This is a genomic window from Lentibacter sp. (genome assembly GCF_965658795.1).
GTDB lineage: Bacteria > Pseudomonadota > Alphaproteobacteria > Rhodobacterales > Rhodobacteraceae > Lentibacter.
Genome location: NZ_CBFHTG010000012.1, coordinates 55,604 through 78,395 on the forward strand (window position 1 = coordinate 55,604; position 22,792 = coordinate 78,395).

At 60.0% G+C, this 22,792-nt stretch carries 18 protein-coding genes and 1 tRNA gene; 5 read left to right on the plus strand and 14 right to left on the minus strand.

What is annotated here, in order from left to right:
- Positions 1-66: 66 nt before the first annotated feature.
- Positions 67-4,953: a Hint domain-containing protein gene (locus tag ACTG3X_RS09985; protein ID WP_439111123.1), complete on the minus strand. Its 4,887-nt coding sequence runs from the start codon at positions 4,951-4,953 to the stop codon at positions 67-69.
- A gap of 388 nt (positions 4,954-5,341) precedes the next feature.
- Complete coding sequence (locus ACTG3X_RS09990; protein ID WP_439111124.1) at positions 5,342-6,094, minus strand: DUF1013 domain-containing protein; 753 nt, start codon at positions 6,092-6,094, stop codon at positions 5,342-5,344.
- Positions 6,095-6,232: 138 nt separating this feature from the next.
- Here ACTG3X_RS09990 and ACTG3X_RS09995 point away from each other — a divergent pair, with 138 nt between their 5' ends.
- Positions 6,233-6,862 (plus strand): ribonuclease T2 family protein, encoded by a 630-nt coding sequence (locus ACTG3X_RS09995; RefSeq protein WP_439111125.1) that lies wholly within the window; start codon positions 6,233-6,235, stop codon positions 6,860-6,862.
- A gap of 88 nt (positions 6,863-6,950) precedes the next feature.
- Here the strand turns inward: ACTG3X_RS09995 and ACTG3X_RS10000 are convergent, their stop codons facing one another.
- Both ACTG3X_RS10000 and ACTG3X_RS10005 read right to left on the minus strand, forming a co-directional pair.
- Positions 6,951-7,922, minus strand: a complete 972-nt coding sequence (locus ACTG3X_RS10000; RefSeq protein WP_439111126.1) for an NAD(P)H-quinone oxidoreductase — start codon at positions 7,920-7,922, stop codon at positions 6,951-6,953.
- A gap of 9 nt (positions 7,923-7,931) precedes the next feature.
- A complete protein-coding gene (locus ACTG3X_RS10005) occupies positions 7,932-8,591 on the minus strand; it encodes a COQ9 family protein (RefSeq protein WP_439111127.1) in 660 nt (219 codons plus the stop codon).
- Positions 8,592-8,760: 169 nt separating this feature from the next.
- Here ACTG3X_RS10005 and rpsU point away from each other — a divergent pair, with 169 nt between their 5' ends.
- Positions 8,761-8,967, plus strand: a complete 207-nt coding sequence (gene rpsU, locus ACTG3X_RS10010) for a 30S ribosomal protein S21 (RefSeq protein ID WP_089892716.1) — start codon at positions 8,761-8,763, stop codon at positions 8,965-8,967.
- Between the two features lie 103 nt (positions 8,968-9,070).
- On the opposite strand, the gene ACTG3X_RS10015 is transcribed toward rpsU, so the two are convergent.
- Positions 9,071-11,464, minus strand: coding sequence for a GcvT family protein (locus ACTG3X_RS10015; protein ID WP_439111128.1), 2,394 nt, complete (start codon positions 11,462-11,464; stop codon positions 9,071-9,073).
- Positions 11,465-11,678: 214 nt separating this feature from the next.
- Between ACTG3X_RS10015 and yghU the strand changes: the two genes are divergently transcribed.
- Positions 11,679-12,551: a glutathione-dependent disulfide-bond oxidoreductase gene (gene yghU, locus ACTG3X_RS10020; protein ID WP_439111129.1), complete on the plus strand. Its 873-nt coding sequence runs from the start codon at positions 11,679-11,681 to the stop codon at positions 12,549-12,551.
- Positions 12,552-12,685: 134 nt separating this feature from the next.
- On the opposite strand, the gene ACTG3X_RS10025 is transcribed toward yghU, so the two are convergent.
- From ACTG3X_RS10025 to ACTG3X_RS10035, 3 genes are all read right to left on the minus strand, one after another.
- Entirely contained in the window at positions 12,686-14,266 is a 1,581-nt protein-coding gene (locus tag ACTG3X_RS10025) for a GMC family oxidoreductase (RefSeq protein ID WP_439111130.1), read from the minus strand.
- A gap of 44 nt (positions 14,267-14,310) precedes the next feature.
- Positions 14,311-14,925, minus strand: coding sequence for a Hint domain-containing protein (locus ACTG3X_RS10030; protein WP_439111131.1), 615 nt, complete (start codon positions 14,923-14,925; stop codon positions 14,311-14,313).
- Positions 14,926-15,022: 97 nt separating this feature from the next.
- On the minus strand, positions 15,023-15,481 hold the full coding sequence (locus ACTG3X_RS10035; RefSeq protein ID WP_439111132.1) for an Lrp/AsnC family transcriptional regulator: 459 nt from the start codon (positions 15,479-15,481) through the stop codon (positions 15,023-15,025).
- Positions 15,482-15,625: 144 nt separating this feature from the next.
- Here ACTG3X_RS10035 and ald point away from each other — a divergent pair, with 144 nt between their 5' ends.
- Together ald and ACTG3X_RS10045 are read left to right on the plus strand one after the other, a co-directional pair.
- Positions 15,626-16,741: an alanine dehydrogenase gene (ald, locus tag ACTG3X_RS10040; protein ID WP_439111133.1), complete on the plus strand. Its 1,116-nt coding sequence runs from the start codon at positions 15,626-15,628 to the stop codon at positions 16,739-16,741.
- 61 nt (positions 16,742-16,802) lie between these two features.
- Entirely contained in the window at positions 16,803-17,402 is a 600-nt protein-coding gene (locus tag ACTG3X_RS10045) for a sulfite oxidase heme-binding subunit YedZ (protein WP_439111134.1), read from the plus strand.
- A gap of 5 nt (positions 17,403-17,407) precedes the next feature.
- Here the strand turns inward: ACTG3X_RS10045 and ACTG3X_RS10050 are convergent, their stop codons facing one another.
- From ACTG3X_RS10050 to pheT, 6 genes are all read right to left on the minus strand, one after another.
- Positions 17,408-18,166, minus strand: a complete 759-nt coding sequence (locus tag ACTG3X_RS10050; protein WP_439111135.1) for a TSUP family transporter — start codon at positions 18,164-18,166, stop codon at positions 17,408-17,410.
- 152 nt (positions 18,167-18,318) lie between these two features.
- Positions 18,319-18,395 (minus strand) — tRNA-Met (locus tag ACTG3X_RS10055).
- Positions 18,396-18,564: 169 nt separating this feature from the next.
- Positions 18,565-18,996 (minus strand): large conductance mechanosensitive channel protein MscL, encoded by a 432-nt coding sequence (mscL, locus tag ACTG3X_RS10060; RefSeq protein ID WP_439111136.1) that lies wholly within the window; start codon positions 18,994-18,996, stop codon positions 18,565-18,567.
- A gap of 117 nt (positions 18,997-19,113) precedes the next feature.
- A complete protein-coding gene (locus tag ACTG3X_RS10065; RefSeq protein WP_439111137.1) occupies positions 19,114-19,557 on the minus strand; it encodes a YtoQ family protein in 444 nt (147 codons plus the stop codon).
- A gap of 10 nt (positions 19,558-19,567) precedes the next feature.
- Positions 19,568-20,203, minus strand: coding sequence for a class I SAM-dependent methyltransferase (locus ACTG3X_RS10070; protein WP_439111138.1), 636 nt, complete (start codon positions 20,201-20,203; stop codon positions 19,568-19,570).
- A gap of 22 nt (positions 20,204-20,225) precedes the next feature.
- Positions 20,226-22,625, minus strand: coding sequence for a phenylalanine--tRNA ligase subunit beta (gene pheT, locus ACTG3X_RS10075; protein WP_439111139.1), 2,400 nt, complete (start codon positions 22,623-22,625; stop codon positions 20,226-20,228).
- Positions 22,626-22,792: the final 167 nt, after the last annotated feature.

Consider the following 22,792-nt stretch of genomic DNA (forward strand, 5'->3'; position numbering starts at 1 on the left):
AAACAAATAGGGAGGCCGCCCCGAGGCAAAGGGGCGGCCTTTTTGCTGATCTCACAGATCGTCAGATCAGCCGAGCCGGAGCAGGCGGCTCTCGTGGGCTTTCAAACAGAGACGGGCCGTGTCGCCATACGCGCCCTCATGGCTGCGCAACTCCGGGAAGATGGTAAACAGTTCTTCCCGCGCCTCCGCTTCAACAGCGTCAAGCCCTGTGCCGCCCGGATAGAAGCTCTCGCTTGCTGCCCCTTCGGCATAGATAATCTCGTGCTGATCAAACATGATGTGCACATAGGTCACTTCTCCGCCATGCACCTCCGTTACACTCGAACCGTTGACGAGATGCTTGGCGCTCGCCAGCACTTCACTTTCCCCGAAGAGCAACGAAGCCTCATAGCCCTGAACCAGCATTCTGTGCTGCGGCGAAACATAGAGCGGGCGTTCGTTGCCCATGACGTTTGCATCAAATCGGATGGGCGCAAGCGCGCCACGCGCAGGCACAGTGCGTTTGCCCACCCAGCGGATCGGCTGCAGCCCGTGGTCGCGGGTGACAACCAGATCACCGACTTCCAGATCCTCGATCTCGCGTACACCACGTGGCGTGGCAATCCGTGTGCCCTCCGTGAAGCAGATGATGACATTCTCGATCTCGGTAAAGTTGACAACCGTGCCATCGCCCAGCGTGGCAAAACCTGTGAGGCCCCCGCCCACACCGGGATCGGCATTGGTGTAAGTCACATCGCCAAAGCCGATCAGCCCGTTAAAGTCGAGCGTATCCCCAAGCGTCTCGCCGCCTTCGCCGCCGGTAATGCTGATCGAGCCGACGCCTGTCTCGAAGCCCGGTGAAACTTCAAAGTAGTCATCACCGTCGCCACCCGTGGCCGTATCGTTCTCGTTCACGGTGATCACATCGTTCCCAGCATCACCAGATATAACGTCGGCACCGCCACCGCCATCAATGGAGTCGTTGCCAGCGCCGCCATCAACGTAATCTCCGCCAATAGACGCCCCGACGACATCATCCCCGTCACCGGCGTAAACAGTGTCTTGGCCGCTCTGCGAGTTGATGGTGTCGTTGCCTGCGCCACCGATGATATAGTCGTCGCCGAGACCCGTTTGGAGCAAGTCGTCTCCTGTGCCACCATCAACAGTATCATCACCCGCGCCTGAGTAGACCGAGTCATTCCCCGCGCCCGCATCCACGGAGTCGTCGTTGTTTCCAGCCGCGTTGTCCAACCCGTCGATCATGTCGCCGTCAGGATCACCCGTATAGCTGGCACCGATGACATCGCTGCCTGCCGTGCCACTGACAATCTCGTCTGTGCCTGGAATACCAAGCGCCACAAGCGCGCTATAGCTGTCGATGCCTGCAGGGTCGACGCCGACCAGCGTAATGCTCTCGCCATTGGGGAAGCTCAGGATCGCGTCGCCCGTGCCGTCACCGTTGGTGTCGGTGATTGTCACGTCGAGCACATTCACAGGGTTGCCGTCCGCGTCTGTCAGCCCGCTTACGTCGATTTGGTCCTGCGGTGTAAAGGCGCCGCCGCCTAGGGGAGTTGGAGCCTCAAAGCCGGTGATCGTATCATCGCCGTCACCGTCTTCCAGCACAACAGTGTCCACGTCTCCATCGCCTGCACCGACATCAAAGCTGTCATTGCCTGCGCCGCCGTCGACCGTATCCGCACCAGCGCCTGTCGAGACACTGTCATCCCCGGACGAACCAAGAACCGTATCATCCCCACTACCAAGTAGCACAGTTTCGATGTCATTGAATTCTGCTTGATCGCCGCTTGGCGTAAAGCTCGAATAGTTGAAATCGGCCAAGGCGTTGTTTGAACCAGTGAATGTTGAACTCCCGACAGGGTCGCCCCCGGCAGCGTCCGAAATGATGAGATATGTCTGCGCCGGTACTGTGCCAGCACCAGCACCATATGTCTGAAGCCAGCCCGCCTGAAAGCTGTTGCCGTTACCATCGGTGTGCGTGGATAAACCAGGCGAGCCGATATTGCTGCCAACAATGCCCAACCCGTCAAGATCCGTCGCAAGCGACTGGGTGGCATCTTGCGGCCATAGTCCTCCCTGACTGTCTGTCAAAACAGAGTCGTTGTCATCGACCAGGACCCAGTGAAATGTCCCATCCGAGAAGTCGATACTACCCTGCGGATAAACTCCAAAGCCTACAATCGAGCTTGGATCATTGGGCTCAAACACCCGCACATAATGCTGGCCCGGTGGCGCTATGGGTGCAACGTCGCTGGTAAGCGTGCCCGATTCAGGGTTGGCAGCTCCCTGCGCACTCAGATCAAGCGTGAGGTTTTCGGTAACCGCGCTGGCATCCAGCGTGTCAAAGTCGCTCAAGCCGCCATCGCCACCATCAATGGTGTCGTCGCCAAACCCGTTTTCTAGAACGATCAGATCTTCATCGTCACCGCCTTCGATACTGTCGTCACCTGTGCCACCAGCAAGGGTATCATCGCCCAAAAAGCCGATGAGGCTGTCATCGCCTGCACCGCCCTCAAGGCTGTCGTCGCCAAACCAGCCTTGCAACGTGTCATCGCCCGCGCCGCCCAGAACAACATCATCGCCATCACCTGCATCAACGGTGTCATTGCCTGCGCCAGCATCAATGGTGTCATTGCCCACATAGCTGAGCACAGTATCATCACCCGCGCCCGCAGCCACGCTGTCGGCATTGGTGCCAGCTGCGTTGTCCAGCCCGTCAATCACATCACCATCCGGGTCCGTGATATAGGTTCCGTCAATCTGGTCTGCGCCACCCGTACCGTCCACAACATAGTTCGGCTGCGGAATGCCCATGGCTTCCAGAATAGCGGGGCTGTTGATGCTTGCCACCGTCACACCCACAAGCGTCAGGCTCTCACCGCTGGGGAAGCCGAGCACAGCATCGCCGTTCGCATCACTGGTGATGGTTACATCATCGGTGTTCACAGGCGCACCGTTGGTGTCGAGCAAGGTGCTCACATCCAGACGGTCTACGCCCGTATAGACACCACCGCTCTCGGTCGGAATGGTGAAGCCTTCCACGCGGTCGTCGCCCCCGCCCGTGCCAAGCACAAGCGTGTCCGCGCCGCCGCCCAGAACAATGTTCTCGATCTCGACAAAGCTCACGGTGTCGGTGCCGTCGGTAAATGTGCCTGCCTCAGGGTTGGCAGAGGTCAGATCAAGCGTCAGGTCAGAGGTGACTGCACTCAGATCAATTGTGTCGCCGTCGGTCTCGTCGGCCTCTTCGCCCTCTACGGTGTCGTCACCGAAGTTATCGGCAAACACGATTGTATCGTCGCCATAGCCGCCCCAAAGGTAGTCGTCGCCCTCATTGCCTTCGATGCTGTCGTTGCCAAAACTGCCGCGGATCCAGTCGTCACCCGTGCCGCCAATGATCGTGTCTGCACCTTCATTGCCTTCAAGGCTATCGTTGCCAGCGCCGCCAGAGACAAAGTCATCGCCTGTCTCGCCATAAACCGTATCGTCGCCAAGGTCGCCAACGATGCTGTCGTCATCTTCGTTACCGTAAATCTCGTCATTGCCGCTGCCACCGATGATGGTGTCATCGCCAATTCCGCCGCGCACAGTGTCGTCGCCAGCCCCCGCAAGAATTACGTCGTTGCCAAGGTCGCCAAGTATACTGTCATCGCCGTCGCCGCCGTCGATACTGTCGTCACCTGTGCCGCTGTCGATACTGTCGTCACCTGTGCCGCCGTCGATGCTGTCATCCCCTGCGCCACCATCGATGGTGTCAGCCCCGCCAGCGGCTTCAACGGTGTCATTGCCTCCGCCCGCCAGCCATGTCTGGTTGCCCGTGCTGCCACCACGATCTTGCAGCAGGTCATTGCCCGCGCCGCCATCATAAAGTGCGTTGGAGTCGCCCGTGCCAGACAGCAGGGTATCATCTCCATCGCCACCAAACAGCGTTGCAGCCACATTCCCTGTCGAACCATCGATCAGATAGTCATTTCCCGCCTCACCGTAGGCAATGTCAGCACCAACCCCAACATCGATAGTGTCGTTGCCCAGGCCGCCATAAATCGTGTCGTCACCGCCGCCTCCCTCGAGCGAATCATCGCCTGCTTGGCCAAACAGCTGGTCAGCGCCCCCATCACCGTAGACAACGTCATCGTCATCTCCGGCGTAGACAGTGTCATCCCCCACGCCACCAATAAGTGTGTCATTGCCATAATCCCCGATGATCTGGTCATTGCCCGCACCGCCATTGATGGAATCAGCCGCACCTAGAGGAGCACCATCATCACCATCCAGAGTATCGTTGCCATCTCCGCCCAGAATCGTGTCCGAGCCATCAGCCCCAAACACCGTGTCATCCCCAAGACCTGCTACAATGCTATCATTGCCTGCACCCCCATAAACAGAATCGGCATTTGAACCGTCCGAGTGGTCGCTATTGTCGATCCGGTCGCCGTCAGGGTCACCCACATAGGAGCCGTCGATAACATCGTCTCCACCCGTACCTTCAACGATGTAATCAAGCGGAGATGGCGCATAGAGCGAGGCATAGCTCACCGCATCATTCGCATAATCCCAAGTGCCCAATGAAATAGAATCGCCGACCTCTAACGGGATTGTCGAAACAAACCCGTATTGTGTCGTCCCGCCATCAATGGAGACAACATAAGCCTGACCTATTTGGCTCGTGGTGGAGTTGACAACTGTTGTTGACGCTTGGCTCAAAACGGTCGTGCCCGCCACAAACGAGGTGCTTCCGTCAATTGTTATGGGTTGGTCAAGTGTCTGACCTGTACCAGTGTCCGCACTGTTTGTGGTGTAGCCGGTGGCTTCCTGAAAAACCGCATCATCATCAGAGATATGCATAACCTGCGGCGCACCTGTCACCGTGTTCGTGGTGTTTGCTCCAACCCAGCCTGTGGTCCCTGCGGCAAACCCGATATCACTCCAGCTGTAAAAATAAACCTGACTGACTGGCATGGAACGCACCTCACAACAAAACTGGCGCACTTCACGCCAAACTGAAGGCCCTTATCGCTGTCGAACCCGCCAGAGATATGATCGAAATGGGATAATATTGTGCTAAGGCCACTTGCCTCACAGACTTCAGACGTAGCGAGGCCAGAGCACCGCGTGGCACATAAAACACCGCAGAAGGCCTGATTTATCTAGCCACTTGCCACCAATCGACAGGCACCCGCCTGATCTCGGAGAACAAATTGCGCTCAAACGGATGACACATTGTTTCCACATTGGAGCAGATACAAAGCCCCAAAGCAAAACGCCCGCAGCGCAGGGCCACGGGCGTCTCAAATTTGGTCAGGGTCTCGCACAACCGCTCTCAGAACGGCGTACAAAACCTTGGTGATCAGTTGTCGTCTTCGTCGTCACCATCGTCTGGCAAGTTGAAGAAGCTGTCAGCCGAGCGCGAGCTGTCGTGCTTGTCCTCGTCGTCATCGCTGTGCCCCCCCAAGGTGAAGGTCTCAAGACCTTCGATAGCGGTCGGGATCTTGGGCTCCGCATCCATGCCAAGGCTCTGCTCTGTGCTCACCAGCTTGCGGCGCTCGTCATCGCTCATCACCCCACCGCTCGCAGCCTTCTTGGCAGCCGCTTTTTGCACAGCGGCGTCAAGCTCGGATTGCTTGCAAAGCCCAAGTGCAACGGGGTCAATCGGGTCAATATTGGAGATATTCCAGTGCGTGCGCTCACGGATCGCCTGAATGGTCGGCTTGGTTGTGCCAACGAGCTTGGAGACCTGAGCATCTGTCAGCTCGGGGTGGAACTTGACCAGCCACAAGATAGAGGCGGGGCGATCCTGACGCTTGGACAGCGGCGTGTAGCGCGGGCCACGGCGCTTTTCTTCGCCAACAGCCGAGGCGTTGAACTTGAGCTTCAGCTTGTGCAGAACACTTTCCTGCGCCGCGTCGATCTCTTCTTGCGTCAGCTGGTTGTTGGTCACGGGGTCAAACCCTTTGACCCCTGCCGCCACATCACCATCTGCGATGCCCTGAACCTCAAGCTCGTGCATACCGACAAAATCGGCGATCTGCTTGAAGCTGATTGTTGTATTGTCCACCAGCCAGACAGCTGTGGCCTTTGCCATAATCGGTTTGTCAGACATTCTCGCCTCCATCAAAAAACCTTTCCCATACAACTTTCCCGTGCCCTTGAGGGGGCGAGCCTTTGGAGGGGCTCAGGTTACCGTTGTCGGGGAACTTGTTGGCTATATACTAACCCGTGAAACATAAGGAAAGAGTGAATGTTGTTGCGGGTTCTCGTCGGTTTTCTTCTGCTCACCAGTGCGGCCCACGCCAAAGGCGAACGCGCGGGTGAATTTGACTACTATGTGATGGCGCTGTCATGGTCGCCCAACTGGTGCGCGCTGGAGGGCGAGGCCAAGGGCTCCCCGCAATGTGAGGAAGACCACGGCTGGGTGCTGCACGGCCTCTGGCCACAGCATCACCAAGGCTGGCCGTCTTTCTGCCCGACATCCCAGCCCCAGCCGCCCCGCAGCCTGACAAACACCATGGCCGATATCATGGGCACCTCGGGGCTGGCCTGGTATCAATGGAAAAAGCATGGCGTCTGCTCAGGGCTGTCTGCGCGCGCCTATTATGATTTGTCGCGCAAAGCCTATGACAGCGTGGTGCGACCAGAGGTCTTTCGCAAGCTCGACAGGGCAGTGAAACTGCCCGCATCTGTTGTGGAAGACGCGTTTATCAAAGCCAACCCGACCCTGAGCCGCGACATGATCACCATCACCTGCCGCGCGCGCCACATTCAGGAAGCGCGCATCTGCCTGAGCAAAGACCTCGCACCGGTGCCCTGCGGGCGCGACGTGTCGCGGGATTGCCAAATGAAAGACGCGCTGTTTGAGCCGATAGACTGACCCAAAGGCGCGCCTTCGGCGCACAGGGTTTGTGAGTTGGGGGACTGGTCCCCCAAACCCCCTAGGATATTTTCAGCAAAAAGAAAGATCAGGCGACTTTAAGCACAATCTTGCCGATATGCGTGCTGCCTTCCATGCGGGTGTGCGCCGCAGCTGCCTCTGCAAGCGCGAATTCCTGATCCATGACAGGCGCAACCGCGCCACTCTCAAGCAATGGCCAGACATGCTGGCGCAGCTCTTGGGCGATGCGCGCTTTGGCGAGGTCAGATTGGGGCCGCAGGGTGCTGCCTGTTACGGTGAGGCGACGCGCCATGATCTGAGCGAAATTGAGTTCGACCTTTGGCCCTGTCAGAAATGCGATCTGCACCAGACGCCCGTCATCGGCCAAGGCGCGGATGTTGCGCGGGATATAATCTCCCCCGACCATATCAAGGATGAGGTTTGCCCCGCCCTCGGCCTTGAGCACCTCGACAAAATCTTCTTCGCGGTAGTTCATCACCCGTTCGGCGCCAAGCGCGCGACAGGCTTCCGCCTTGCTTTCGTTGCCCACAGTGGTGAACACCCGCGCTCCAAAGGCGCGTGCCAGCTGGATCGCTGTTGTGCCGATGCCTGAGGAGCCCCCGTGCACCAGAAAGCGCTCTCCTGCTTTTAACCCGCCCCGTTGAAACACATTGGTCCAGACGGTGAAGAAGGTCTCGGGCAGGCAGGCCGCCTGCTTGAGGCTCAGCCCTTTTGGCACAGGCAGCGCATGGGCGGCAGGTGTCGTCACATATTCGGCATAGCCACCGCCCGGCAAAAGCGCGCAGACCTCATCGCCCACGGCCCATTCGCTCACGCCTTCGCCCAGCGCGGCGACAGTGCCGCTGGCCTCAAGACCGGGCAAGTCGCTTGCGCCTTTGGGTGGCGCATAGGCGCCTGCGCGCTGCAAGGCGTCGGGGCGGTTTACCCCCGCATAGGCAACTTTGATCAGTATTTCGCCATGGCGCGGCGCGGGCGCGTCGCGCTCGGCCAGCTTGAGAACCTCGGGCGCACCCGCTTCGGATATTTCGATCACACGCATTGGACTGTCCTATTTGTTCTGGGTTCCTGGCATATCAGTGGCAGGCGCGGGGGCGCGAACGGCCTCTGTCACGCGGCCAAGGAGATCGCCAAAAAGCTTGTTTTGGCCCAGCACTGCCTTGGCCTTTTCAATGCGCATCACATCCTCGATCCGACGCTCAAGAAAGGCCCATGTTGCGGCGTGGCCTTCGCTCTCGTCTCCCAGCCAATAGAGCACAGTTGCGCCATAGACGCCCGAAAGCGTGGCGCGCTTTGTGTACCAGTTGAGGTCATCAGAGGTGTCGCCAAGTGCGGTCCAGATCGCGTCGCATGTCTCCCAGATCAGGCGCGCGCCATCTGGTGCATAGGCAGGCAGGGCAAAAAGCGTTGTGCCGCGGCGCACCAGCTCTTTGTCGTCCACCGCTTCCAGCCGATAGCGTACAGCCGCAGCCACGCGGGCCGAATAGCGCATCTCGCCCAGCTCGGCCTGTTTGAGGCGCGCGAGCATGCGTGCGTCGCCCAGCTTGTGATAGGCCACAGCCAAGTCAACCGCGCCGCGCGGATAGAGCCCCTGCGCCAAGGCAGGCTCGATCCCGCAATCCGCGATAGCCGCGTCAAATGTGGCTTCGCTCCAGCCGTCAAACGGCACATGCGGCAGGGCCGCCTCCAGAAGCTTGTCTTTACTCTGCATCGTTTCGCTCCTCGTTTGGGGCAACTTACCCGCCCCGGAAGCACTTGGCCATGGGGCAGAACGCACCAGCGCGCCCGGGAGCAAGACTCGACAAATGCAGAGGGGACTGTTAGGTGGGCTGTTCCTGCAAATCCTTGCAACTTCAAACTAGAAAGGTGGTGAAAACCACATGCAGGTTAGTGTTCGCGACAACAATGTCGATCAGGCGCTCCGCGCCCTGAAGAAAAAGCTACAGCGTGAAGGCGTTTTTCGTGAAATGAAGCTTAAGCAACATTTCGAGAAACCGTCCGAGAAAAAAGCACGCGAGAAAGCTGAAGCGATCCGCCGTCAGCGCAAGCTGGCGCGCAAAAAGCTCCAGCGCGAGAACGGGATGTAACCATCTCTTCTGTCTCAGAGCATTTCTGGCACAAGAAAATAAATGACCCCCGTAGCGCAAGCTGCGGGGGTTTTTGTTGGGTTGCGGGCAAGCAAGGAGCGGTCTACCTCGCGCCCTCATAAATCCGCCCCGAGATCACCTTGGCCGGCAGCATCTGCCCGATCACATCCACGTCAAAGGCATGCCCCTCACTGGCCAGAGCTTTCTCGACAAACGCCATGGCAATGTTCTTGCCCGTGCGGTGGCCCCAATCCCCTGACGACACAGTGCCCACGACACGCCCCCCCAGCATGACAGACGCACCGCCATGGGCAGGCGCCATATCACTGTCGATCTCAAGTGTCACAAGCTTCACCTTGGGCTCATGGGCGGCCAGAGCAGCCTTGCCGACAAAGTCCTTCTCCATCTTCACAAACGGATCAAGCGATGTTTCGTAAGGCGTGAACTCGGTCAGCAGCTCGGCCTTCCAGTGCATAAAGCCCATCTCAAGGCGCATCGATTCTACTGCCCGCGACCCGAAGAGGCGCAGCCCGTGTGCCGCACCCGATGCGCGCAGCGCATCATAGGCCGCCCGCAGGCTCTGGTTGGGCACATGGATCTCATAGGCCAACTCGCCCGAGAAGCTCACCCGCATGACCGTGGCTGGCGCAATGCCGACAAAGGCCTCGCGCACAGCAAGCCACTTGAAGCCCTCGTTTGACCAATCGCCCCGCGCAGCCCCGGCCAGCACATCCCGCGCCTTGGGCCCCGCGATCACAAGGATCGTCATGTCGTTGGTCAGCGAACGGATCTGCACATCTTCATCCACGCCGATGTGTTGCGTCAGCCAGTCCATATCGTGATATTCAGACGCCGCCGCAGAGCCATACCAGATGCGCCCGCCGGGCAGGTTGGCAACAGTGGCTTCGGCCTTCACCATGCCCTGATGGTTGAGCAGGTAGCTCAGGCCCACACGGCCCTCGGTGCGCTGCAAGCGGCCACAGGTCATACGGTCAAGAAAGTCATGCGCATCCGCCCCCGTGATCTCAAAGCGGTTGAACCCGCTCACCTCGGTCAGGCCAACACCGCTCTGCACCGCGCGCACCTCATCTGCGATGATGTCGTGCGCATTGGTAAAGCGGAAGCTGTGCTCTTCTTCAAAATCAGCGCTCGGCTTCACATATTCCAAACGCTCCCAGCCATTCACAACGCCAAAGTGACCGCCTTCCGCCTCAAGCACGGCTGTCAGTGGGGTGGTCTTCATAGGCCGCCCCACAGGGCGGTGCTCATGAGGGAAGTGGAAGCGGAATTCGTTCTGATAATCCTCAATCGCCTTCAGCGCGGTCAGCTCGACAGTGGCGTGCCCCGTAAAGCGGCGCGGGTCTATGCACCATGTGTCATAGCAGGCCTCACCATGGGCAATCATCTGCGCCAGAAGCCAGCCGTGGCCGCCGCCCTCGCCAAGCCCGGCGCGCAGACCGGTGATGCAGAAGGCATTGCGCTTGCCAGGGATAGGGCCAACCAGCGGTGCGCCATCGATCGTATAGGTGATCGGGCCGTTGACGATGGTGTGAATCCCCACCTCGCCAATCGCAGGCATCCGCGCCATCGCGCCCTCAAATGTCTCGATCACGCGCTCGGGGTCATCAGGGCTGAGCGCGTTGGTAAAGTTCGGGTCGATCCCGTCCATACCCCACGTCTTGCAGCCCTGCTCATAAAAGCCGATCAGAAGCCCGTTCTTTTCCTGCCGTGAGTAATAGTCCGATATTGGGCAGCGAATAAGCGGCATACGGTGGCCCGCCTCCTCAATCGCTTTGATTGGCTCGGTCAGAAAATACTGGTGCTCCATGCTCGCAACGGGGTGGCTCACCCCCATCATCGCGCCGATCTCGTTGCAGCGGTAGCCGCCCGCGTTCACCACGATCTCGGCTTCGATATCGCCTTTTTCCGTGTGCACGATCCAGCTGTCATCCTTGCGCTGCGTCAGCCCTGTCACAGGGCGGTGGCGGATCACTTTTGCCCCCGCGTTGCGCGCCCGTCGCGCCAGCGCCTGACAGAGCTGGGCGGGGTCAATATCGCCGTCCATCGGGTCCCATAGCCCGCCAAGCAGACCGTCGGTTTCCAAAAGCGGGTGGCGGCGCGCACATTCCGCCGCATCAATCACTTCAAACTCCACGCCCATGCCCCGCGCCATGGAGGCAAAGTGGCGGTAGCCTTCCATCTGCTCTTCGGTGTTGGCAAGCCGGATGCCGCCATCAGCGTGGTGGTAGTTGATCGGATATTCAGGGTCTTCGGAAAGCTCTTTGTAAAGCGCAATGGAATGAGACTTCAGGCCAACCATCGTCTGGTTCATGCCAAAGTTTGTCACCTGCGCCGCCGAGTGCCACGTGGTGCCACTGGTCAGCTCGTCGCGCTCAATCAAGATGCAGTCGGTGATCCCCTCTTGCGTGAGGTGATAAATCGTTGAACACCCTGCAATCCCGCCGCCAATAACGACAACTTTTGCCCGCTCGGTCAACTCGTCTCTCCTGTTCCGACTTTCCCCAAGACAACACGCATTGGAGCCGCGCCCGCAAGTGAGCAAAACCTGTTTTCACAGAAGGCGTTTTTCACCTTCAGTTTTCGCGAAGGTAGCCCCTGCATCAGCGCACAGATACCCTACATCTTTTGACCTGTCATTCAGGCCAGAAAGCATTACCTATAGGCCCAAGCAACCACGAAAGGCCAAGACCATGAGCGACACATATACGCCTCCCCCCGTCTGGAAATGGGAAAAAGAAAGCGGCGGCACCTTCGCCGCGATCAACCGCCCCATCGCTGGCGCGACCCATGACAAAGAGCTTCCGGTCGGCAAACACCCTTTGCAGCTTTACTCTCTGGCCACGCCCAATGGCGTGAAGGTCACGGTTCTGCTCGAAGAGCTGCTCGCCGCAGGCCACACCGAGGCCGAGTATGACGCATGGCTGATCAACATCGGTGAGGGCGACCAGTTCGGCTCGGGCTTTGTTGAGATCAACCCCAACTCGAAAATCCCCGCGCTGATGGATCACTCCGAAACACCACCGCGCCGCATGTTTGAGAGCGCCAGCATCATGTTGCAGCTTGCTGAAAAATTCAGCGCTTTTATACCAACAGACCCGACCTTGCGGGGCGAGTGCCTGAACTGGCTCTTCTGGCAAATGGGCTCAGCGCCCTACCTTGGCGGCGGCTTTGGCCACTTCTATGCCTATGCGCCCGAAAAATACGAATACCCGATCAACCGCTTCGCCATGGAAGTAAAACGCCAGCTTGATGTGCTTGACCGCCGCTTGGCCGACAACACCTACCTCACAGGCGATGACTACACGATCGCCGATATGGCGAACTGGGCATGGTATGGCCAGCTCGTTCTGGGCCGCCAGTATAACGCTGCCGAGTTCCTCGATGTGGCCTCCTACAAAAATGTTGTCCGCTGGGCCGAAGCCATTGATGCGCGCGTCCCCGTGCAGCGTGGCCGTATGGTCAACCGCGCCATGGGCGAGCTGTCCAGCCAGCTGCGCAACCGCCATGACGCATCCGATTTTGACACCATGACCCAAGACAAAATCGAAGCCGCCCAAAGCTGAAGACAAACGGCGGGCGCATAAAACCGCCCGCCTTTCTTTTTGCCACAAATATCCCGGGGGAGGTTTCATAAGCCGGATGGCTTTTGAAACTGGGGGCAGCGCCCCCACCCGGTCGCGTGCGCCAGCACGCGACATCACCCCCGCAGCATCATCTGCGCCACTTTCTCCGCAATCATAATCGTCGGCGCGTTGGTGTTGCCGCTCACGATCTTGGGCATGACACTCGCATCCACCACCCGCAGGTTGCCCACCGCTTTCATGCGGCACGCCGCGTCCAGCGGCGCGGCAGCATCGGTGCCCATGCGCACGGTGCAGGTCGGGTGAAAGATCGTTGTGCCAATCTCTCCTGCCGCGGCCATAAGCTCGCCATCGCTGTTCAGATGGGCCCCCGGTTTCATCTCTTCAGGTGCGTAGCGCGCCATTGCCGGGGCCGCCATAATCTCGCGCGCCTGACGGATCGCCGCCACAGCCACCGCGCGGTCGCCCTCGGTGCTCAGATAGTTCGGCGCAATCTTCGGCGCGACTTTCGGGTCGGCACTGGCAATCTGCACGGTGCCACGGCTCTCGGGGCGCAGGTTGCACACGCTTGCCGTCATGGCTGGGAAGTCATGCAAAGGCTCGCCAAAAGCCCCAAGGCTCAGAGGCTGCACATGATACTCCAGATCCGCACTCGCCAGATCAGGGCGGCTCTTTGAAAACGCCCCGAGCTGGCTCGGGGCCATGCTCATCGGCCCCGAGCGCTTCAGCGCATATTCCAGCCCGATCTTGGCCTTGCCCCACAGCGAATTGGCCAGCGTGTTGAGCGTCTTCGCGCCCGTCAGCTTCCACGCACAGCGCAGTTGCAAATGGTCCTGCAGGTTCGCGCCCACATCGGCAACATCGGCCAGCACCTCAACACCATGTTCACGCAGCACATCGGCAGGCCCAAGCCCCGAAAGCTGCAATATCTGCGGGCTGCCGACCGCGCCCGCACTCAGGACAACTTCGCCACCTGACCGCGCCACAACCACCGCGCCAGCGCGCTCATACTCGACCCCCACACAGCGCCCGTCTTCCACCAGAAGACGGCGCACATGCGCGCCTGTCACCGTCTCGATCCGCCCCTTGGGGGCCCCGCGCAAAAACGTCTTGGCTGTGTTCACACGCCAGCCGCCGCGCTGGTTCACACGGAAATAGCCAACGCCCTCGTTGTCGCCACGGTTGAAATCATCCACCGCAGGCAAGCCACGGCTCACCGCCGCATCGCGCCAGTGGTCAAGCACATCCCAGCGCAGCCGCTGCTCCTCCACACGCCAGGGCCCGCCCGCGCCGTGCATCTCGTCAGCGCCCGCGTAGTAGTCTTCAGAGCGCTTGAAATAGGGCAAGACATCGTCCCAGCCCCACCCCGTGAGGCCCATTTGCCGCCAGCCGTCATAGTCGGCCGCTTGGCCGCGCAAATAGAGCATCCCGTTGATAGACGAGCACCCGCCCAAAACCTTGCCGCGCGGATAGAGCAGCGAACGCCCGTTCAGCCCCGCTTCTTCTTCCGTGCGAAAGCACCAGTCCGTCCGCGGGTTGTTGATGCAGTAGAGGTAGCCCATCGGGATATGCACCCAATGGTAATTGTCCCGCCCGCCCGCTTCCAGCAGCAAGACCTTGCGCCCGCCATCAGCCAGGCGCCGCGCCATGACACAGCCCGCGCTGCCCGCGCCGATAACGATATGATCAAAGCTCACCTGTGCCGCTCCTTGCCTGCCTGTCAGGCGGCAACGCTAGCCTGTCAGCCGCGCAGTGGCAAACCCGTGTTTTCCGCCGCGCTGCTTTCACCGCGCAGCTTGGCCAGCAAAAGCCGCGCCGCACCCAGCGCCAGCCGCGGCGCACGCAAACGGCCCCGCATGGACCCTGCCGCCTCACAGAGCGCACCCTCGGCCACGATCACGTCGCCCTGCTCCAGAATAAGGCGCACATAGGCAATGTGCTTGCATGGCCGCAGGCAGATGTCCTCTCCGTTCACAAGCGCCAGCGCTGGCAACAAAAGCTCGCGGTGGCCCCTGTGGCTCTGGCCCTCGGGCAGCGCAACAAGAACAGGCTGGCGCTGCCCCAGCCGCAGCGGAAAGGCATTGCCAATCGCGCCGGGGCTAAACACAACAGGCGCCCCCGCCCCCGTGCCAAGCCCCTGCCAGACATCAAAGTTTGCCACACGCACAGCCCCCCGAGGGGTCAAGACCCTGTCATCAGGCCAGAGCGCATCAGCACGCACATCGCCCATCGCGGTCGCCACACGCGTGCTGGCCTCAAGCCAGCTCACAGACTGGGTCGCACTGGCAGGCTCCAGCCCCGAAGCTGGCAGGCGGGCCAAAGCTGGCCTCTCACGTCTCTGTTGCATCTGGGGCATTGGCTCGCTCTCTTACGGATCACCAAACCCTAGGCGCAGCAAAGCTAACACCGCATGAAACCACGCCGCGTTTCTGCCTCAAATTTTACCCAAAGCCTCAGACAGGCAGCGCTGTGGTCTTGAACACCGTGCGCAGCGCAAAACTGCTCTGCATCTGCGCCACACCCGGCAAGCGCGCAAGGTGCTGGCGGTGGATGCGCGCAAAGTCATCGGTGTTTTCCGCCACGACCTTCAAGAGGTAGTCTGCCGATCCCGCCATCAGATGGCACTCCAGCACATCAGGAATCCGCCCCACAGCCTTCTCGAAGGCGTCGAGCACCTCATCTGCCTGCGCCTGCAGCGTGATCTCGACAAAAACAGTGGTCGGCACCCCCATCTTGCGCGCATTGAGCAGCGCCACATAATCGCGAATATAGCCTTCCTTTTCCAGCCGCTGCACCCGCCTGTGGCAGGCACTGGGGCTCAGGTTCGCCGCCTCGCTCAGCTCGGCATTGCTGATCCGTCCCTTGCGCTGCAGCACTTTGAGAATACGGCGATCTGTCTCATCTATTGCCATTCTTGCACACCCCTTCGAAGAATAGGGCGTTTATGCGAAGATTCTCCCAGAAAGTCCACATCACACGCCTCACTTCTCAATACACTTGCAAGCCGCCTGCGACATTCTGGCACAAATCACATCATAGCTCAGGGAGAGACGCTTATGAAAATCGGTTGCCCCACAGAAATCAAACCACAAGAATTCCGCGTTGGCATGACACCCAACGCAGCTCTGGAAGCCGTTGCGCGCGGCCACTCCGTGCTGATCCAGACAGGCGCAGGCCTTGGCGCGGGCTTCACCGATGAAGACTACATCACAGCAGGCGCAGCCATCATCGACACGGCCGAAGAAATCTTCGCAACAGCCGATATGATCGTAAAGGTCAAAGAGCCTCAGGCCGGTGAGCGCAAGATGCTGCGCGAAGGCCAGCTTCTCTTCACCTATCTGCACCTCGCGCCCGACCCCGAGCAAACACACGACCTTATCGCCTCTGGCTGCACCGCCATCGCCTATGAGACAGTCACCGATGACCGTGGCGGCCTTCCGCTGCTGGCCCCCATGTCCGAAGTGGCGGGCCGTCTTGCACCCCAAGTCGGCGCATGGACCTTGCAAAAGGCCAATGGCGGCCGTGGCGTTCTTATGGGCGGTGTGCCGGGTGTTGGCCCTGCCAAGGTTGTGGTCATGGGGGGTGGTGTCGTCGGCACACATGCCGCCAAGATCGCCGCTGGTATGGGCGCCGATGTGACCGTGCTTGACCGCTCGCTGCCGCGCCTGAAGTATCTTGACGATGTCTTTGGCGGCACGTTCAAAAACCAGTATTCCACCGCTGGCTCCACAGCCGAGCTGATCCGCGACGCGGATATGGTTATCGGCGCGGTGCTGATCCCGGGCGCTGCGGCTCCCAAGCTTATCAGCCGCGCACAGCTTGGCGACATGAAGCCGGGGGCCGTACTCGTCGATGTCGCCATCGACCAAGGGGGCTGCTTTGAAACCTCCAAGGCAACAACCCACGCCGACCCGATCTATGACGTCGACGGCATCATGCACTATTGTGTGGCCAACATGCCGGGCGCAGTTGCGCGCACCTCCACCATCGCTCTGGGCAACGCGACCATGCCGTTCATGCTCGCGCTCGCGGGCAAAGGCTGGAAGCAAGCCTGCGCCGATGATGCGCACCTGCTCGCAGGCCTCAACGTGCACGCAGGCAAGCTGACATATTACGCCGTCGGCGAAGCGCTCGGCCTTGATGTGATGTCACCCCAACTCGCGATTAAATAATCGCGACAGAAAGGCGGGAGCGCCCCGTATCAGTCTTGTAATTCAGACTGTGAGGTCCTCCATGCTCTCCCGCCTTTCCCCCTACTGGCTCTGGCTGCTGCTCGCCCTGCCAGCTTTCGGTATCCTCAACGAAGTGCTGACCTCGACCAGCCCCAAGGCCCTCGGCCACGCCCTGCACCCGTCAGGCGAGTTTGCCGCGCGCTTTATGATCATCTCGATGATGGCCACACCGCTGGCCATGCTCTTCAAGGGCAAGAGCTTCCCCCGATGGCTCAAGAAAAACCGCCGTTCCTTCGGCGTTGCGGCCTTTGCCTATGCCGCGCTGCACCTTGTCTTTTACGTGCTCAAGGAAGGGTCGTTCGCCAAAATACTAGGCGAAGCAACGCATCTGGAAATCTGGACAGGCTGGCTGGCGTTTCTCATTTTCCTGCCACTTGCCGCCACGTCTTTTGATGCCGCTGTGCGCGCCATGGGCCCACGCTGGAAGACCATGCAACGCGCCGTCTACGCCGCCGCTGTGCTGACACTGGTGCATTGGGCCGCCAAAGACGGCTGGGAAGGCCTGCCCGCCGCTCTGGTCAACTTCACACCGCTGATCGCGCTGGAAGGCTATCGCATCTGGTATTGGTATATCCGCCCCCGCCCGTCGCGGGCCGCGTAAGCGCCTCAGAGCAGATCCCAGATCAGCTTGGCCGCCAGGACACTGGCCGAGACCACCACCAGAGGCTTGATCACCCGCGCACCGCCACGCATGGCCACACGCGCGCCCACAAAGGCCCCCGTAAGCTGGGCCAGCCCCATCGCCACACCCGTGATCCAGAGGGGGCTGGCCACAAGCGCATAGACCAGCAGCCCCCCGAGGTTTGAGGAGAAATTTAAAAGCTTCGTATGCGCCGTCGCTTTGGTCACGCCGTAGCCGGCCAAAGTGACAAACCCGATCATATAGAACGCCCCCGCGCCCGGCCCGATCAGCCCGTCATAAAAGGCAACGAGCGGCACCATGGTAAGCGCCACAGCCATAGGCGTCAGCCGCGCGGTGCGGTCAAGGTCGTCAAGCCCGGGCTTGAGCGCAAAGAACAAAGCCACCGCAATCAGCAAGACAGGCAGCACAACGCGGATCAGCTCGGTCGGCAGCGAAGAGGTCAGCAAAGCGCCCGTTCCGCCCGCCACCAGCGCCAGCAGGGCCGTCCACTTCTGGCGCCACAGATTCACATGGCCACCACGGCTGTAGCTATAGGCCGCCATCCCCGACCCAAAGACCGACTGCACCTTGTTGGTGGCAATCGCCGTGAGCGGCGGCGCGCCTGCAATGATCAGGACAGGCAGGGTCAGAAGGCCACCGCCCCCTGCAATCGCATCGATAAACCCCGCCACAAAGCCAACAAGCAAAAGCAGCGCAAAAATCTCTGGTGCAACGTCAATCAACCCAAGCTCTCCACATAAAGGGTCTGAAATAAATTCTGTTTTCGGAACACAGCAAAACCAACCAAAGCGTAAAGCCGCGCCCTGCGCCCGCGCGCGTCACGGCCCAAACAAAAAGCCCCGAGCAAAACTCGGGGCTTTTTCGCATTGGTTTGTGGTAGCGTGAGGTGGACTTGAACCACCGACCCCAGCATTATGAGTGCTGTGCTCTAACCAACTGAGCTATCACGCCATTCACAACCAGTGCTGGCGAATTAGCCAAGCCTTGGGGCGGAGTCAAACACAAAACTGACCCGAGCTGGGCCTAAGCGCAAATTCTTGCATTTATCGCGCCAAAACCGCGCCCAAACGCAAAAGGCCCACTCTCCCGAGCGGGCCTTCGCATGTCATCAGCTCACAGCTTACTTCTTGGCAAGCGCGTCGCGGATCTCGGCCAGAAGGTCAAGCTCGGTTGGCCCTGCGGGGGCTTCCTCAACCGCTTCTTCTTCCTTGGCCGCGGCATCCTTGATCTTGTTCACATTGCGCACCAGCATGAACACCACAAACGCGATGATCAGGAAGTTGATGACCGCCATGATGAAGCTACCATAGGCAAAGACAGCTGCACCGCTTTCGCGCGCGGCTTCCAGCGAAGCCCCCTCCGCAACAGTGCCCGACAGCACGGCATACATATTGGTGAAGTCTACACCGCCCATAGCAAGCCCGATGATCGGATTGATCAGATCAGCCACCAATGAGCCGACAATCGCGGTAAAGGCCGCGCCGATGATGATCCCGACGGCCATATCCATCACATTGCCCTTGGCAATGAAATCCTTGAATTCTTGTAGCATAGGTTACTCGTCCCCGTTTTACTGTGTTGTCTGCCCGCGCATTGTGCGCAGCATATGGCCAGAGGTTAACACAGATGTCTGAAGAACAGGTAAGGGAAAGACGCCGCGTCCTTCCCCTTAAGCAGGGAGCGCTCCGGTCTGCACATAGCGCAAAATCTGCGCCACTTCGTCAGGCGTGCGCGCCACGGCCAGCGCGGCGGCATCGACCTCTTTCAAAGCATGGTCATGCTCGGGCTGCTGCAAAATGATCAGGCTCTTGCCCAAGGCGCTCGCATAGCCCGCATCAAACGCCGCGTTCCACTGCTTGTACTTCTCGCCAAAGCGCACAACAACAACATCGGCCTCGCCGATAGCCTGCCGCGTGCGGATCGCATTGACCATCGCGCCCTTGCGGTCGTGCCAGAACTTGTCAGGCTCGGCCCCCAAAATCGCCACGCCACAGTCATCAGAGGCCGCGTGGTCTGTCACGGGCGCGCTAAAGCTCACATCAAGCCCCGCACAGGCCGCAATGATCTGTTCGCGCCAATCGGTGTGAATCTCGCCTGACAGGTAAATCTTCATGTCGCTCTCCTTAAACTGCTTTGCGCGCCACAACATAGCGCGAGATCGCGGGGAAGTTTCCGGCTTCCACCGTCTCAAAGCCCGCCGCGGCGATCATCTGGTCAACCTCGGCAAGCTGCATCAAACCCACCGCAGGGGCTTTGCCAATCCGCTTGAGCACAGGCAAAACAGCCTGCACCAAAAAGCGCTTCCAGCCGAAGGCCTTGTCGGCCAGACAGGGCGTCTTGCTGATAAACAGGCCGCCGGGGGCCAGCATCGCGTAGATATCCGCAAGAAGCGCGTCGCGGTCAGGCGTCAGGTGAAAGAGGTTAAACCCCATCACCACATCAAAGGTCTCGCCCAGCTGCGTGCTTTCCTGCGCGCTCAGCGTGTGAAAGCTTGCGCCCTCAAGCCCCGCCTCGGCAGCCTTCTCGCCTGCAATGCGGATCATCTCCGAAGATTGGTCGGTGCCCACATATGCGGCCACGAGCGGCGCAAGCCGCAGCGCGGTTGTTCCCGTGCCGCAGCCCATTTCCAACACCCGCATCTGCGGCGTGAGGTAGCTCTGGGTGATGGCGAGCGTATGCTCGTAGTCGTCCACACTGCGCATGGGGCTTTCGGCGTATTTCGGCGCCATCTTGTCCCAGAACTTTTTACTATCCACCATCACATGCCCCTTCAGGCTTGGCTCAGCCGCGCAGGCTCCCGCCTGTGGCTTTGCTGACTTTCTCCACAATCTTGGCCGCAACGGCCTCGATGTCTTCGTCTTTCAGCGTTTTGTCGATGGGCTGCATCCGCACGGTGATGGCAAGGCTCTTCTTGCCCTCGCCAAGGCTACCGCCGATGAACTCGTCAAAGACGCGCACATCTTCAATCAGCGCCTTGTCAGCGCCTGCTGCTGCGTTCACCAGCGTGAGCGCTTCAACACCCGCATCCACCACAAAGGCAAAGTCGCGTTCAACCGCCTGCAAATCCGACGCTTTCAGCGCAGGCCGCGTGGCGGATTTCTTGCGCGCCTCGGGCACCTGCTCTGGCCAGATGGTAAAGGCCACAGCTGGCCCCTTCACGCCCATCTCTTTGAGCACTTTGGGGTGCAGCTCACCGAAAATGGCCAGAACCTTCTTGGGGCCAAGGCAGATCTTGCCGTGACGCCCGGGGTGCCACCACGCGGGGCCATCGCGCATGATCTGCACCTTGGCAGGCGCACCAATCGCGCTCAAGACAGCTTCGGCATCGGCCTTGGCGTCAAATACATCCACGTTGCGGCTTTCGCCCAGCACATCCTTGGGGCCGGTCTTGCCCACCAAAAGGCCAGAGACCTGCAAAGCCTGCTCGCCCGGCTCGCCGCCGTGAAACACAGGGCCAACCTCAAACAAGGCAAGGTCGGCAAAGCCGCGCGCCTGATTGCGCGCAGCGGCCTGCAAAAGCCCGACAAGCAGATCAGGGCGCATATGGCTCATCTCGCTTGAAATCGGGTTTTCCAGCCGCGTCGCATCGGCTCCGCCACCAAACAGCGCAGCACTTTTCTGGTCTACAAAAGAGTAGGTCACACATTCGTTGTAACCCAGGCCCGCCGCCATGCGCCGCGCCGCCTGCTCCCGCTTCTGAAGCGGCAGCAAAATCTGCTTCGGCACACCCGCATCAACGCGCTTGAGCGGCTTGCCGACAAGCTTGGTGAGGCTGGCAATCCGCGCCACCTCTTCCACCAAATCGGCCTCGCCCAGAACATCGGGGCGCCAGCTTGGCACTTTGGCCATCTCGCCTTCCAGCTTGAAGCCCAGCGCCGTCAGCGTCTGGCGCTGCTCGCCTTCAGGGATGTCCATGCCCACAAGGCTCTGCACCCGCTTGGCATCAAGCTTATAGGCGCGGCTCACATCAGGCACCTTGCCCGCGACAGTCACGTTGCTCGGCTCACCGCCGCACAGCTCCATGATCATCGCCGTCGCATCTTCCAGCGCCTGCATGTTGTAGCCCGGGTCGATCCCGCGCTCGTTGCGGTAGCGCGCATCCGAGTTGATCTTGAGCGCGCGGCCCGTCATGGCGATCTGGACGTGGTCCCAATAGGCCGCTTCAAGAAAGACATCTGTTGTCTCCTCGGTGCAGCCCGTTTCCAAGCCCCCCATGATACCCGCAATGCTCTCGACACCCTTGTCATCCGAGATCACAACCTGACCGCCGGAGAAGGTATATTCCTTCTCGTCCAAGCCAACGAGCGTCGCGCCCGCTTCGGCGCGGTGGACGCGCAGGTTGCCACTGACCTTGCCCGCGTCAAACACGTGCAAAGGGCGGTTGCGGTCATAGGTGAAAAAGTTGGTGATATCGACAAGCGCCGAAATAGGGCGCAGCCCCACGGCCTTGAGGCGCTTTTGCAGCCACTCGGGGCTTGGCCCGTTCTTCACACCGCGAATAAGGCGGCCCGCAAAGACAAAACAACCGTCTTCCTTGGCATCATCCTCAATCGTCACCGTGACAGGGCAAGGGAACTGCCCCTCGATGCTGGGCGTGTCCACAGGCTTGAGCTTGCCCAAGCCTCTTGCGGCCAAATCACGCGCGATCCCGCGCACACCGAGCGCATCGGGGCGGTTGGGCGTAATGGCGATCTCGATCACAGGATCGACCTTCTCAGGCGCGTTCTCCGCCAACCAGCTCACAAAGCTCTGGCCGATCTCGCCCGAGGGCAGCTCGATGATCCCGTCATGCTCGTCTGACAGCTCAAGCTCGCGCTCGCTCGCCATCATCCCGTGGCTCTCCACCCCGCGGATTTTGCCGACAGACAGCGTGGTGTCGATCCCGGGCACATAATCGCCGGGCTTGCACAGCACGATGGTGATCCCCGTGCGCGCATTGGGCGCGCCACAAACGATCTGCTTGCTGCCCTCATCGGTCTGCACCGTGCACACCCGCAAACGGTCCGCATCAGGGTGCTGCTCCGCATGGGTCACCTTGCCCAGCGTAAACGCCTTGAGGCGATCGGCTGGGTTGAGAACCTCCTCAACCTCAAGCCCGAGGTCTGTGAGCGCACCGCAAATCTCGTCGACCGTGGCGGTCGTGTCGAGATGATCTTTCAGCCAAGAGAGTGTGAATTTCATTTATTTGCGTCTTTCCGCCCATTCCTTATGAGCTTTTTCGTCTTTTGTGCCGCGTCAAATGCTCGCTTTACAGCATCTTGCTTCTTCATTTCAGCATCTCTTCGTCGCTTCTGAACACTAAACGCAGCAAAGAATGCCGGAACCAAGACCAAGTAAACCAATCCCAA